The organism is Edwardsiella piscicida (assembly GCF_001896205.1).
GTDB lineage: Bacteria > Pseudomonadota > Gammaproteobacteria > Enterobacterales > Enterobacteriaceae > Edwardsiella > Edwardsiella piscicida.
The window spans coordinates 1,616,318-1,629,011 of sequence record NZ_MPNU01000001.1 but is presented as its reverse complement, the minus strand read 5'-3'; the positions used below and the strand labels follow the sequence as shown (position 1 = coordinate 1,629,011).

Annotated in this window: 13 protein-coding genes; 7 read left to right on the top strand and 6 right to left on the bottom strand. The window is 60.2% G+C overall.

Annotation, left to right across the window (positions count from 1 at the left end; all coding sequences use genetic code 11):
- Positions 1-24: 24 nt before the first annotated feature.
- The 5 genes from kdsA to hemA form a co-directional block, all read right to left on the bottom strand.
- Positions 25-879, bottom strand: a complete 855-nt coding sequence (kdsA, locus tag BRD58_RS07405) for a 3-deoxy-8-phosphooctulonate synthase (RefSeq protein WP_012848262.1) — start codon at positions 877-879, stop codon at positions 25-27.
- A 165-nt stretch (positions 880-1,044) separates the two neighbouring features.
- The gene (locus BRD58_RS07400; protein ID WP_034168283.1) at positions 1,045-1,854 is read right to left on the bottom strand and encodes a transglutaminase family protein; all 810 of its coding nucleotides are present in this window, start codon (positions 1,852-1,854) and stop codon (positions 1,045-1,047) included.
- 80 nt (positions 1,855-1,934) lie between these two features.
- Entirely contained in the window at positions 1,935-2,774 is an 840-nt protein-coding gene (gene prmC, locus BRD58_RS07395) for a peptide chain release factor N(5)-glutamine methyltransferase (RefSeq protein ID WP_069578470.1), read from the bottom strand.
- A complete protein-coding gene (gene prfA, locus BRD58_RS07390; protein ID WP_012848259.1) occupies positions 2,774-3,856 on the bottom strand; it encodes a peptide chain release factor 1 in 1,083 nt (360 codons plus the stop codon). The genes prmC and prfA overlap by 1 nt, the downstream gene beginning before the upstream one ends.
- Positions 3,857-3,896: 40 nt before the next feature.
- Positions 3,897-5,159 carry a glutamyl-tRNA reductase gene (hemA, locus tag BRD58_RS07385; RefSeq protein WP_015461337.1) on the bottom strand — a complete coding sequence of 421 codons (1,263 nt, stop codon included), beginning with the start codon at positions 5,157-5,159 and terminating at the stop codon, positions 3,897-3,899.
- A 212-nt stretch (positions 5,160-5,371) separates the two neighbouring features.
- Here hemA and lolB point away from each other — a divergent pair, with 212 nt between their 5' ends.
- The 4 genes from lolB to BRD58_RS07365 all read left to right on the top strand — a co-directional run bounded on the left by lolB (position 5,372) and on the right by BRD58_RS07365 (position 9,362).
- Positions 5,372-5,998: a lipoprotein insertase outer membrane protein LolB gene (gene lolB / locus BRD58_RS07380; protein WP_015461336.1), complete on the top strand. Its 627-nt coding sequence runs from the start codon at positions 5,372-5,374 to the stop codon at positions 5,996-5,998.
- Positions 5,995-6,876 carry a 4-(cytidine 5'-diphospho)-2-C-methyl-D-erythritol kinase gene (gene ispE, locus BRD58_RS07375; RefSeq protein ID WP_015461335.1) on the top strand — a complete coding sequence of 294 codons (882 nt, stop codon included), beginning with the start codon at positions 5,995-5,997 and terminating at the stop codon, positions 6,874-6,876. Before lolB ends, ispE begins: the two co-directional genes overlap by 4 nt.
- 184 nt (positions 6,877-7,060) lie before the next feature.
- A complete protein-coding gene (prs, locus tag BRD58_RS07370) occupies positions 7,061-8,008 on the top strand; it encodes a ribose-phosphate diphosphokinase (RefSeq protein WP_005293094.1) in 948 nt (315 codons plus the stop codon).
- 217 nt (positions 8,009-8,225) lie between these two features.
- Complete coding sequence (locus BRD58_RS07365) at positions 8,226-9,362, top strand: DUF1214 domain-containing protein (protein ID WP_015461334.1); 1,137 nt, start codon at positions 8,226-8,228, stop codon at positions 9,360-9,362.
- A 50-nt stretch (positions 9,363-9,412) separates the two neighbouring features.
- Here BRD58_RS07365 and ychH read toward each other — a convergent pair whose 3' ends face one another.
- Positions 9,413-9,691 (bottom strand): stress-induced protein YchH, encoded by a 279-nt coding sequence (gene ychH, locus BRD58_RS07360; protein WP_012848254.1) that lies wholly within the window; start codon positions 9,689-9,691, stop codon positions 9,413-9,415.
- Positions 9,692-10,043: 352 nt separating this feature from the next.
- Between ychH and pth the strand changes: the two genes are divergently transcribed.
- The 3 genes from pth to BRD58_RS07345 form a co-directional block, all read left to right on the top strand.
- A complete protein-coding gene (gene pth / locus BRD58_RS07355) occupies positions 10,044-10,634 on the top strand; it encodes an aminoacyl-tRNA hydrolase (protein ID WP_015461333.1) in 591 nt (196 codons plus the stop codon).
- 149 nt (positions 10,635-10,783) lie between these two features.
- The gene (gene ychF, locus BRD58_RS07350) at positions 10,784-11,875 is read left to right on the top strand and encodes a redox-regulated ATPase YchF (protein WP_012848252.1); all 1,092 of its coding nucleotides are present in this window, start codon (positions 10,784-10,786) and stop codon (positions 11,873-11,875) included.
- Positions 11,876-12,089: 214 nt separating this feature from the next.
- A partial coding sequence (locus tag BRD58_RS07345; RefSeq protein ID WP_073382123.1) for a tyrosine-type recombinase/integrase occupies positions 12,090-12,694 on the top strand: 605 nt, incomplete at its 3' end.

Sequence of the window (12,694 nt, the reverse complement as noted above, 5' to 3'; positions counted from 1 at the left end):
TATGTGGACCGTACGGCCCGCGCCTTAGTTGGCGGTATCCAGCGGCGGGAAGTTCTTCACCAGATCGTCGATGGCCTTCATCTGCGCCAGGAACGGCTCCAGCTTCGCCAGCGGCAGCGCGGAGGGGCCGTCGCACATGGCGTGGGCCGGATCCGGATGCGCCTCAATAAACAGCCCGGCCAGGCCGATGGCCATCCCGGAGCGCGCCAGCTCCGTCACCTGGGCGCGACGGCCACCGGAGGCGGCGCCAAACGGATCGCGGCACTGCAGGGAGTGGGTCACGTCAAAAATCACCGGCGCCCCGTGGCTGACGTTCTTCATCACCCCAAAGCCCAGCATGTCGACCACCAGATTGTCATAGCCAAAGTTGCTGCCGCGATCGCACAGGATCACCTGCTCGTTGCCGCCCTCCTGGAACTTGTCCACGATGTTGCCCATCTGGCCCGGGCTTAAGAACTGCGGCTTCTTCACGTTGATCACCGCGCCAGTTTTGGCCATCGCCTCAACCAGATCGGTCTGGCGCGCCAGGAAAGCGGGCAGCTGAATGACATCCACCACGTCAGCCACCGGCTGCGCCTGCTCCGGCGTATGGACGTCGGTAATGATCTTCACCCCGAAGGTCTGCTTGAGCTCCTGGAAAATCTTCATCCCCTCTTCCAGGCCCGGGCCGCGGTAAGAGTGGATAGAGGAGCGGTTGGCCTTATCGAAGGAGGCCTTAAAAACATAGGGAATGCCCAGCTTTTGGGTCACGGTGACGTAGTGCTCACAGATGCGCATCGCCAGATCGCGCGACTCCAGCACGTTCATCCCGCCAAACAGAACAAACGGCAGATCGTTTGCGACCTGAATATCACCAATGCTGACAACTTTCTGTTTCATGCTTGCGCCTTACATTTTGAGAAAAACCCTGCTGACCGAACAGCGAACGCGCAGAGTATGCCATACTCCGCCGCCTGTCGCCGCTCCTGCGCAGGCAAAAGAAAACCCGGGTCACGACGCAACGCGGCGCCGCTGCCCCGAAGGGGGCCGCCGTCGCTCATATCGCTAATGCAGCACCACCTCAAACTGTTCAATGGCATGGATCTGGAGCTTAATCACCTCGGCCACCGGATCCTCCGGGCACTGCTCGATGAAGTAGTTCAGATCGGACAGCGCGATGTGCGGGCACTCCAGGCGGGCATAGAGCAGCCCGCGATCGCGGATCTCATAGGGATCCTCCGGCTCAAAGCACAGCAGCGCCTCGCAGGCGTTGAGCGCCAGCTCAACCTGCTGCTCCTCCATCAGCGCCGCCTTCAGCGTCGTCAGTAGACGGCGCACCACCTGGCTGTTGTCCGCCGCCTCAATGTCTCCGCTGCTCATGCGGGCCTGCATACCCTGATGACCCTTAAGCCACACGGCCAGCAGGGCGCACTCCAGCGTCTCACCGTTCAGGGGATTGATCAGCCGGTAGCCGCCCTGCGGCCAGTCGGCGCGTAGCAGCAGCTGCGTCGGGAACACCACCGCCTGCAGCGGCAGCGCGAGCGCCTGGGCGATATGCTGCAGGATGATCCCCAGCGAGGCCGGCGTTCCCTGGCGACGCGCCAGCACGGTGTCCAGCCACAGCGCATCGGAAAGGCGATAGACGCCGCTTACCCCGCCGAATCCCCACTCACCGAAAAACAGCGTCAGCAGACGCTGCAGACGCGCCTGTTCGCCGTATACCCCCCGCAGCGCCGTTTGCGCCTGCGTGGCCAGGCCATCCAGCTCGGCGCGCAGGCGCACCGGATCCAGTTCGGGGCGGACGGCATGCTGCATCTGCAGTACGCCGTCGCTCAGCAACGCCTCATCAAAGGCAAAATCGGCTATTACACTCATACCCATTCCATCATCAGCGGCCATCAGCGGCAGCCCGTTGATCGTCTGTTTCATTATCACACCCGGCATCTCCCGTCGCCTCAGCGCGACGGGCGGTACTGTCCTAAGGTCACCCGCTCGTTATCGCCGTAGTCCCGCACGCTCTCCACGCAGCAGAAGCCATACTCCGTCAGCAGGGCGCGCACCGCGGCCCCCTGCTGCCAACCGTGCTCCAGCAGCAGCCATCCCCCCGGCTCCAGATGGTCCGGCGCCTGACGGGCGATCGCCCGCAGATCGGCCAGCCCCTGCTCGGCGGCCACCAGCGCACTGGCGGGCTCAAAGCGCACGTCACCCTGGCTCAGATGACCATCGGCGGCGTCGATATAGGGCGGGTTAGAGACGATCAGGGTAAAACGCCGCCCGGCCAGCGGCGTAAACCAGCTGCCCTGCAGGATCTCGACCCGCGACAGGCCCAGACGGGCGGCGTTATGCTGCGCCAGCGCCACGGCGTTGGGGTTGAACTCCACCGCGCTCACGCGGCAGTCGGGGCGCTCGCTGGCCAGCGCCAACGCGATGGCGCCGGTACCGGTGCCCAGATCGACAATCTGCGCCGGCGTCGCCGGCAGACGCATCAGCGCCTGCTCGACCAAGCATTCGGTATCCGGACGCGGGATCAGCGTCGCCGGGGAAACCGCCAGCGGCAGCGACCAAAACTCACGCTCGCCGATCAGGTAAGCCACCGGCTCTCCCTGCTCGCGCCGTGCCAGCAGGGACGTCAGCTGCGTCAGCTGCGCCGCCGTCAGCCGCGTCTCGCCAAAGGCCAGCAGAAAGCTACGCCCCTTGCCGGTCACGTGCTCCAGCAGGATCTCCGCATCGCGCCGTGGGCTGTCGCCCGGCGTCAGGCGCGCGCAGGCCTGACGCAGCCATTGATCGTAGCGCATCACTCCTGCTCGGCGAGTGCGCTGAGCTGATCGGCCTGGTGCTCCTGCACGATGGGCTCGATCAGGTTGTCCAGCTTGCCCTCCATCACCTCATCCAGGCGATACAGGGTCAGGTTAATACGGTGGTCGGTCACCCGTCCCTGCGGGAAGTTATAGGTGCGGACGCGATCGGAGCGATCGCCGCTGCCCAGCAGGTTACGGCGGGTCGATGCCACCTCCTGCTGGCGCTTGGCGATTTCGGCAGCGCGGATGCGCGCGCCCAGCACCGACATGGCCTTGGCCTTGTTCTTATGCTGTGAACGCTCATCCTGACACTCCACCACGATCCCGGTCGGCAGGTGGGTAATGCGGATGGCGGAGTCGGTGGTGTTAACGTGCTGCCCGCCCGCCCCGGATGAGCGATAGGTATCGATACGCAGATCCGCCGGATTGATCTGCGGCAGCTCGGCCTCCGGCACCGCCGGCATCACCGCCACGGTGCAGGCAGAGGTGTGAATACGCCCCTGGGACTCCGTCGCCGGCACCCGCTGCACGCGGTGGCCGCCGGACTCAAACTTAAGACGCCCATAGGCGCCGTCGCCGCTCACCTTAGCGATCACCTCTTTGTAGCCGCCGTGCTCGCCCTCGCTGGCGCTCATGATCTCAATGCGCCAGCGGCGCGCCTCGGCGTAGCGGCTGTACATCCGGAAAAGATCGCCGGCAAACAGCGCAGCCTCATCGCCGCCGGTACCGGCGCGCACCTCAAGGAAACAGTCGCGCTCATCGTCAGGATCTTTGGGCAGCAGCAGGATCTGCAGGTGCTGCTCCAGATCGGCCAAGCGCCCGCGCGCCGCTTTAATCTCCTCCTGCGCCATCTCACGCATTTCCGGATCGTCCAGCATCATCTCCGCCGTGGCCAGATCGTCCTGCACCTGGCGCCAGTCCAGAAAACAGTGCGATACGTCGGTCAGCTGCGCGTACTCACGCGACAGCGCGCGAAAACGGTCCTGATCGGCAATGACTCCGGCATCACCGAGCAGTGCCTGAACTTCTTCATGGCGCTCCTGTAATGCTTCTAGTTTGGCAACGATAGAAGGCTTCATGCGTGGCTATTTACCTGTAAATATGTAAGAAAGGAGAGAACTAATTATGATCCAGCCCAAGGCTGTCGCGCAGCGTCTGCAGACGCTGGGCATCGCCGCTGCCGGCGGCCTGCTGAAGGGATTTGGTCGGCGCATGGATCAGGCGGTTGGTCAGGCGATGCGCCAGGCGGCGGATCACCGCCTCGGCCTCGACGCCCTGCGCCAGCGCCGCCAGCGCCTCGGCTTCGGCCTCGGCCCGTACCTGCTCCGCCTGGGCCCGGTATTCACGGATGGTATCGACGGCCCCCTGCGCGCGCAGCCAGGCCATAAAGTTGGCGCACTCCTGCTGCACGATATGCTCGGCCTGCACCGCCGCCGCCTGCCGCTGGGCCATATTGCCCTGAATAATAGCGTGCAGATCGTCCACGCTGTACAGATAGGCGTTGGCCAGATCCCCGGCCTCCGGCTCGATGTCGCGCGGAACGGCGATATCCACCAGCAGCATCGGCCTGTTGCGCCGCGCCTTCAGCGCGCGCTCAACCATCCCTTTACCGATGATCGGCAGCGGGCTGGCCGTCGAGCTGATGACGATATCGGCGTCCGCCAGGCGAGCGTCGATATCCGCCAGCGGGATCACCTCGGCCCCGACCTCATCGGCCAGCGCCTGGGCACGTTCGCGGGTGCGGTTGGCGATCATCATATGCTGCACCTGGTGCTGATGCAGATGACGGGCCACCAGCTCAATGGTCTCGCCCGCCCCGACCAGCAGTACGTTAAGCCGGGCCAGCGACTCAAAGATCTGGCGCGCCAGCGTACAGGCGGCAAACGCCACCGATACCGCGCTGGCGCCGATTTCCGTTTCCGTGCGTACCCGCTTGGCCACCGAGAAAGTCTTTTGAAACAGACGCTCCAGGTCAGCAGACAGCGCCTGCTCACGTTGAGATTCCGAAAAGGCTTTCTTCACCTGGCCCAAGATCTGCGGCTCGCCCAGCACCAACGAGTCCAAACCGCTGGCTACCCGCATCAGATGGCTGACCGCGTCGTTATCCTGATGCCAATAGAGACTGTCGCTCACCTCCTCCGGCGTCAGCTGATGGTAGCTGCACAGCCAGTCAACGATCTGCTGACGCAGATCGGTCCGCTGCTCTACGCTCAGGTAGAGCTCGGTGCGGTTACAGGTCGACAGCACTACCCCGGCCTGCACCGACGGCTGTCGCAGCAGACTTTCAATGGCCCGATCCAGCGTATCAGGCGAAAACGTTACCCGTTCCCGCAGGGAGACCGGCGCCGTTTTATGATTGATTCCAAGTGCAAGAAGACTCATGAAAAACCGTCAAGTAGTCGCGACTTCATTAGGGTTATCGGTTATCGCTGCATTCTACTTGATGCACCGAAGCAATAAAAGCCACCGCACCGCCGGAGCGCGTGCGCCAACAGACATTTTTTTACCCTTTTCCCCCGGATAGACCACCGCGCCCATTGACGCTCCCCGACAAGCAGGCTAGCGTTAGCCCCAGAGTATACTCACCATGGATTATGAGGATGAAAAAGGTAAATCTCCTGCGTTTACTGCCAGTTAGCTGTCTGTTGCTCGCTGCCTGCGGCACGCTGCCCGATAAAAATAGCGGCGGCAGCGTCAGCTCGCCGCAGTGGCAGGCTCACCAGCAGCAGGTGGAAAATATCACGGTTTATCAGACTCGTGGGGCATTTGCCTATCTTTCCGATAAGCAAAAGGTGTATGCGCGTTTCTTCTGGCAGCAGACGGCCGCCGGGCACTATCGCCTGCTGCTGACCAACCCCCTCGGCAGCACTGAGCTGGAGCTGAACGTTCAGCCGGGCGTAGCGCAGATCACCGATAGCCAGGGGCGCCGCTACGTTAGCGACAACGCCGCCGTCATGCTCGAAAAGCTCACCGGCATGCAGATCCCGCTGGATAACCTGCGTCAGTGGATGCTGGGGCTGCCCGGCCAGGCGCAGAGTATCCAGCTGGACAGCGCGCACCGCCTGCGCCAGGCGACCTACCGCCACGCGGGCCAGACCTGGCAGGTGGACTACCTGAAGTATGATAGCGCCAGCGTCCCGGCCCTGCCGGCCCAGCTGGAGCTGACCCAGGGCGGTCAGCGGATCAAGCTGAAGATGGACAGCTGGACGCTACGTCCATGATCGCCGCGCTGACCCACTGGCCGGCGCCGGCCAAGCTAAACCTGTTTCTTTACATCACCGGGCGCCGGGCCGATGGCTACCATCTGCTGCAGACTCTATTCCAGTTTGTGGACTACGGCGACACGCTCAGCATTCAGGCGCGTAGCGATGGCCAGCTGCGTCTGCTGACGCCGGTGGCGGGAGTGGCGGATGAAGACAACCTGATCATCCGCGCGGCGCGGGCGCTGCGCGCCGCGCTGCCGCCCGCCTTTGCCGGATGCGGCGCCGACATTGCGCTGCAAAAGAGCCTGCCTATGGGGGGCGGGCTCGGCGGCGGCTCGTCGGATGCGGCCACCACCCTGATCGCGCTGAACACCCTGTGGCAGGCCGGGTTAAGCGACGCACGTCTGGCTGAGATTGGATTGACCCTGGGCGCAGATGTACCGGTTTTTGTTAATGGCGTTGCCGCCTTTGCGCAGGGTGTTGGAGAATTGTTACAACCCGCACATCCTGAAGAAAAATGGTACTTTGTTGCACACCCGGGCGTCAGCATTTCCACGCCGGCGATCTTCGCCGATCCTGCACTGAAAAGAGACTCTCCGGTAAGAACTTTGGCTGAACTGTTGGCAACACCGTACAGTAATGATTGCGAGCCAATAGCAAGAAAACGTTTTCGTGAGGTTGAACAGGCGCTTTCGTGGCTGCTAGAATACGCGCCGTCGCGTCTGACAGGGACTGGCGCTTGCGTGTTTGCGGAATTCGACACCGAGCAGGCGGCCCGTCAGGTGCTCAGCATTGCCCCCGAGTGGATGCAGGGATTCGTGGCGCGTGGCGTCAATACGTCGCCGTTGCACCGTGTCCGCTCCGAGCTGCTGGCCTCTATGCACGTAACTGGTTAACGTTTAAAGCATTATGCTGTGTTTGACAATAGCTTTACGTGCTGCGCGGCCATTTGTTCGCCGAACGAATGCAGAGTCTGCCGTGACTCAAACAATACCCGTAGGGTAATGCGGCGCGTCAGCCCACTCCTAGTTAGCGCGCCGTACTATCAACTTCTCTGGACGCAAGCCTGAGGTTCTTCTCGTGCCTGATATGAAGCTTTTTGCTGGTAACGCTACCCCGGAACTAGCACAACGTATTGCCAACCGTTTGTACACCAGCCTCGGCGACGCCGCTGTAGGCCGTTTTAGTGACGGCGAAGTGAGCGTGCAAATCAACGAAAATGTACGCGGTGGTGATATTTTCATCATCCAGTCCACCTGTGCCCCGACCAACGATAACCTGATGGAGCTGGTTGTCATGGTTGACGCACTGCGCCGCGCCTCCGCCGGCCGCATCACGGCGGTAATCCCTTACTTCGGCTATGCGCGCCAGGATCGCCGCGTGCGCTCCGCCCGTGTGCCGATCACGGCAAAAGTCGTCGCAGACTTCCTGTCCAGCGTAGGGGTTGACCGCGTACTGACCGTGGACCTGCATGCAGAACAGATCCAGGGCTTCTTCGACGTACCGGTAGATAACGTATTCGGCAGCCCGATCCTGCTGGAAGACATGCTGCAGCAGAAGCTGGAAAACCCGATCGTGGTTTCTCCGGACATCGGCGGCGTCGTACGTGCCCGCGCCATCGCTAAACTGCTCAACGATACCGACATGGCCATCATCGATAAGCGTCGTCCGCGCGCCAACGTCTCTCAGGTGATGCACATCATCGGTGACGTTGCCGATCGCGACTGCGTCCTGGTCGACGACATGATCGATACCGGCGGCACCCTGTGCAAAGCGGCCGAAGCGCTGAAAGAGCGCGGCGCCAAGCGCGTATTTGCCTATGCGACCCACCCGATCTTCTCCGGCAACGCCATCGACAACATCAAGAATTCCGTAATCGATGAGTTTGTGGTGTGCGACACCATTCCGCTGGCACCGGAGATCAAGGCGCTGGACAAGGTCCGCAGCCTGACGCTGTCCGGCATGTTGGCCGAGGCCATCCGCCGCATCAGCAACGAAGAGTCCATCTCTGCGATGTTTGAACACTGATAGCTTGCGCCAGATGAAAACGGCGGATTTATCCGCCGTTTTTCGTTTCTGTCGCGCGGTGGGCTGGGTAGGGCCCACCGCACGCCGCCCTCCCTCAAGAGACCGGCGCCAACGTTAAACCATCCCTATACGCCGCGCCGACATCCCCGTCGCCGTCCCGCCCCCTGTGATAGGCTTCTTTACATCGCCGACGCCACGGCCTGCAACGGATGCCATCATGCACAGCGTATTACGCGCCACCCTGTTTACCCTATCAACCACGGTGCTTTGCGCCCCCCTGTTTGCCAGCCCGCTGCCCCAGGCCGAGATGGCTCGACAGGTCGACCGCTTTAACCAGCGTATGCAGCTCGGTCAGCCGTACGACGCCGCCACCCAGCAGTTCTTGCACAGCGCCGCCTCGCTTTCCAGCGCGATCTTTCTACGCCAGGCGGCGGAGGCAACCCCTTACTTTGTCAACTGGATGAGCGGAACCCGGAAGGTCGCCGGTGACAACCCCTGGACAACCTACAACTCCGCCCTGTTTGACAGCCGCAGCGACTATGTCATCAGCGGCAACGTCGGCGCAGCCGACTATGTGGGTTTTCAGGTCTACGCCATGCGCGATGGCCGTAACGTTGCCCGGGCGCAGCAGAACCGGTCAACCAAAGATATGCCGATCGACCGACAGGGAAACTTTAGCCTGCGCCTGACGCCGACGACGCCCCCGCCGGGGCAAGAGGCGATCGTCACCACGCCGGATGACTATATGGTCATCGTGCGTGAGTATTATCACAGCGGACAGCAAAAGGTGCAGCGCCCCGCACGCTACCATATTCGCCGCCTGACGGGGCACCCCGCGCCGCCCATCGCCGATGCGCCGCGCCGCAGCGCCCTGGCGGCCAGCTTCTACCGTAGCCTGGTGCTCAGCTCGCTGGATCTTTCCGCCAAGATGAGTCGGGTACGCAACAGCAGCCAAGAGGTCGAGGTCGATCGCAGCCTGTCCGACGCGCTATACCCCACCACGGATAACCGCTACGACGGCTTTTACGCCGCGCTGCCCCATGACGACAGCGTGATCCGCATCAGCGGTACCCTGCCCCGGGATGCAACCTATATCTCCGTCGTTTTCTATACGCCTTACTATATAACTCCAGACTATCGAGTGGCCAAAACCTACCTGACCGGGCAAGAGATTGTTCGCCAGGCGGACGGGCGCTACCAAATTCACCTGTCACGCCAGCCGCGCGATCTGAGCAACAACCTAACCAGCGCCGGCTATGATCAGGGGATCGTCGTCATCCGCTACCTCGGATCTCAGCAATACCCCGAGTTTGACGTCCAGCTGCTGCCGCACGGCACCGACGCGCGCCCATAAAAAACGCCGCCCTCCCGGCGGCGTTCAAACGTTAATGACACGTCGTTGTTTTAAGGATGACGTTCACGCGTTTTACGGGTACAGCGTTTATCGTAGTGGCGTACCCACCAATAGCGGTCAGCGACGCGTTCACGACCGCCAACGCGCGCACCGACCAGCCATAACAGCGCACCGATAAAGATGCTCATGACGGCGCCGTGAGAAAAGTAGTGGGGTAAATCCAGTTGGGGTAACTGGGACAGCACAGAGTAGCCCACACCACCGACCATGGTAATGAGCCCCAGCCCCATTAGAACGTTACCAAGCAGCTCCGCGCCTTTACGTTTCATTGGTCACCTCCCCCGTATCAGTCAAATCTACTGATGTATAGCCAGCGACTCATTAAGAGCGCTCATCTATCCCGTTAGTGATAGTATAGCCCCTTGATATTCATCTGCTTGGTTACAGCTCACATTTTATCTTGACAAATCACACAGATTTTACATTCCCGATGCGATACCCCCAGAGACACCGCGCCGCGCGCCGCCGAAAAACGGGAAAATGCCGCCGCTCGTCTCCCCCCCTGCGGACGCCGACAGGGTAGTGAGCGGCGTCAAATTATGGTCTAATTACGCTTTGGCGCTTTGCCTACTATCTGCCGCGGCACTGCCCGCGCCTATCACATAAAGACTGAATGCACAGATGACGATTAAACTGATTGTCGGCCTGGCTAACCCTGGCGCTGAATACGCCCAGACCCGCCATAACGCCGGCGCCTGGTTCGTTGACGCCCTCGCCGAACGCCACGGCCAGTCCCTGAAAGAAGAGAGCAAATTTTTTGGCTATACCGCCCGCCTCAGCCTAGCAGGCCATGACCTGCGCCTGCTGGTGCCGACCACCTTTATGAACCTGAGCGGCAAAGCCGTTTCCGCCCTGGCCGGATTTTACCGCATCACCCCAGATGAAATTCTGGTCGCACACGATGAGCTGGATCTGCCGCCGGGCGTCGCCAAACTGAAGCTTGGCGGCGGTAACGGCGGCCATAACGGCCTGAAGGATATTCAAAGCAAGCTGGGCAACAACCCCAACTTTCATCGCCTGCGCATCGGCATTGGCCACCCCGGCGACAAAAGTAAGGTCGTCGGCTTTGTCCTGGGTAAACCGCTGGCCAGCGAGCAGCCTCTGATCGATGAAGCCATCGACGAGGCGCTGCGCTGCACCGATCTGCTGATGCAGGAAGGCATGGATAGGGCGATGAATCGCCTCAACGGTTTCAAGGCCAGCGTCCGCTAAACGCGACGCAGTAACGCCGTCCGCCACACGCGCCCTACGGATAAGTCGAGAAAATGACGCGTTGCGTGTATAATTGGGCGATATTTTCCTGTTTCTTTGGCGGTTAATCTATAAATCGCTAAAAATTCAATGAGTTAAGGTGATTAAACATGGGTTTTAAATGCGGTATCGTCGGGCTTCCCAACGTCGGTAAATCCACGCTGTTCAATGCGCTGACCAAAGCGGGAATCGAAGCAGCCAACTTCCCGTTCTGTACCATTGAGCCGAACACCGGCGTAGTACCGATGCCGGATCCGCGTCTGGATCAGCTGGCCGAGATCGTGAAACCCCAGCGCACCCTGCCGACCACCATGGAGTTTGTCGACATTGCCGGCCTGGTAAAGGGCGCCTCTAAAGGGGAAGGCCTGGGTAACCAGTTCCTGACCAACATCCGTGAAACCGAAGCCATCGGCCACGTGGTTCGCTGCTTTGAAAACGACAATATCGTGCACGTTTCCGGCCGCGTAAACCCGGCGGAAGACATCGAGGTGATCAACACCGAGCTGGCGCTGGCGGATCTGGATACCTGTGAGCGTGCGATTCACCGCGTGCAGAAGAAAGCCAAAGGCGGCGACAAAGACGCCAAGCTGGAGCTCTCCGCGCTGGAAAAATGCCTGCCGCACCTGGAGCAGGCCGGCATGCTGCGCGCGCTGGATCTCAGCGACGAAGAGAAAGGGGCCATCAAATACCTGAGCTTCCTGACCCTAAAACCGACCATGTATATTGCCAACGTCAACGAAGATGGCTTTGAGAACAACCCGTTCCTGGATCAGGTGCGCGCCATCGCCGACGCAGAGGGCTCCGTTGTGGTTCCGGTATGTGCCGCCGTTGAGGCCGACATCGCCGAGCTGGACGACGCCGATCGCGACGAGTTCATGGCCGAGCTGGGTCTGGAAGAGCCGGGGCTGAACCGCGTGATCCGCGCTGGCTACACGCTGCTGAACCTGCAGACCTACTTCACCGCTGGGGTAAAAGAGGTGCGCGCCTGGACTATTCCCGTCGGCGCTACCGCCCCGCAGGCCGCCGGTAAAATCCATACTGACTTTGAGAAAGGCTTTATCCGCGCCCAGACCATCGCCTTTGACGACTTCATCACCTATAAGGGTGAACAGGGCGCCAAGGAAGCCGGTAAAATGCGTTCTGAAGGTAAGGACTATATCGTCAAAGATGGCGATATCATGAACTTCCTGTTTAACGTCTAAATAAAATGTGTTGTCTCGTGAGGTCTTAATTAACCTCATGAAAATCACAAAATACTATAAAATCCACGCAATTGCGTGGATTTTTCATTTCATAATGTCTCAACTCATCTCGTAAAAACGCTGTCAAAAATGAGTACATTGATGAGTACAACATTCTTCCATCTTCATTTTAAGTGAGTACAATAGCAGTATAAGAAATAGACAAGGACTCGCTATGCTCACTGATACGCAATGCCGCACTGCTAAGCCGAAAGAAAAACTCTATCGACTCAATGACTTCAATGGTCTCTACCTCGAAGTGAAACCCAACGGCAAAAAGGCATGGCGCTATCGGTTTAAACTCAACGGCAAATCCAGCATGTTCGCGTTGGGTGAGTACCCAACGGTCAAACTTGCCGAAGCTCGCGAAAAATGTGAGAAAGCGCGTAAACAAGTCGCGAATGGAGTTAGCCCGACACAGGCTCGCCAGTTAGATAAGATCCGCAAGGTCAACGACGCATCCAACACCTTTGAGCTGATCGCTAAAGAGTGGTTGCAGATGAAAGACTGGGCCGAAATCACCAAAACGCGGCGACTGGATATGCTTGAACGTGTGGTTTTTCCCGCCATCGGTAAGCTCCCTGTCAGAGAGATCACTCCACACCATATACTTAAAATTCTTCAGGAAACCGCTAAACGAGGAGCACCAACAGTTGCCGCTGAAGCCCGTCGCACCATTTCATCAGTTTTTGAGTTGGCAGTCGCGACGCTTAGAGCTGATAGCGATCCCGTATGGCCTGTGCGCAAGGCCCTTCCAGCTAATAAGACACAGCACAAACT

Coding starts and splice junctions, on each gene's coding strand:
- kdsA (WP_012848262.1), bottom strand. CDS start 879: ATGAAACAGAAAGTTGTCAGCATTGGTGATATTCAGGTCGCAAACGAT.
- BRD58_RS07400 (WP_034168283.1), bottom strand. CDS start 1,854: ATGAGTGTAATAGCCGATTTTGCCTTTGATGAGGCGTTGCTGAGCGAC.
- prmC (WP_069578470.1), bottom strand. CDS start 2,774: ATGCGCTACGATCAATGGCTGCGTCAGGCCTGCGCGCGCCTGACGCCG.
- prfA (WP_012848259.1), bottom strand. CDS start 3,856: ATGAAGCCTTCTATCGTTGCCAAACTAGAAGCATTACAGGAGCGCCAT.
- hemA (WP_015461337.1), bottom strand. CDS start 5,159: ATGAGTCTTCTTGCACTTGGAATCAATCATAAAACGGCGCCGGTCTCC.
- lolB (WP_015461336.1), top strand. CDS start 5,372: ATGAGGATGAAAAAGGTAAATCTCCTGCGTTTACTGCCAGTTAGCTGT.
- ispE (WP_015461335.1), top strand. CDS start 5,995: ATGATCGCCGCGCTGACCCACTGGCCGGCGCCGGCCAAGCTAAACCTG.
- BRD58_RS07365 (WP_015461334.1), top strand. CDS start 8,226: ATGCACAGCGTATTACGCGCCACCCTGTTTACCCTATCAACCACGGTG.
- ychH (WP_012848254.1), bottom strand. CDS start 9,691: ATGAAACGTAAAGGCGCGGAGCTGCTTGGTAACGTTCTAATGGGGCTG.
- pth (WP_015461333.1), top strand. CDS start 10,044: ATGACGATTAAACTGATTGTCGGCCTGGCTAACCCTGGCGCTGAATAC.
- ychF (WP_012848252.1), top strand. CDS start 10,784: ATGGGTTTTAAATGCGGTATCGTCGGGCTTCCCAACGTCGGTAAATCC.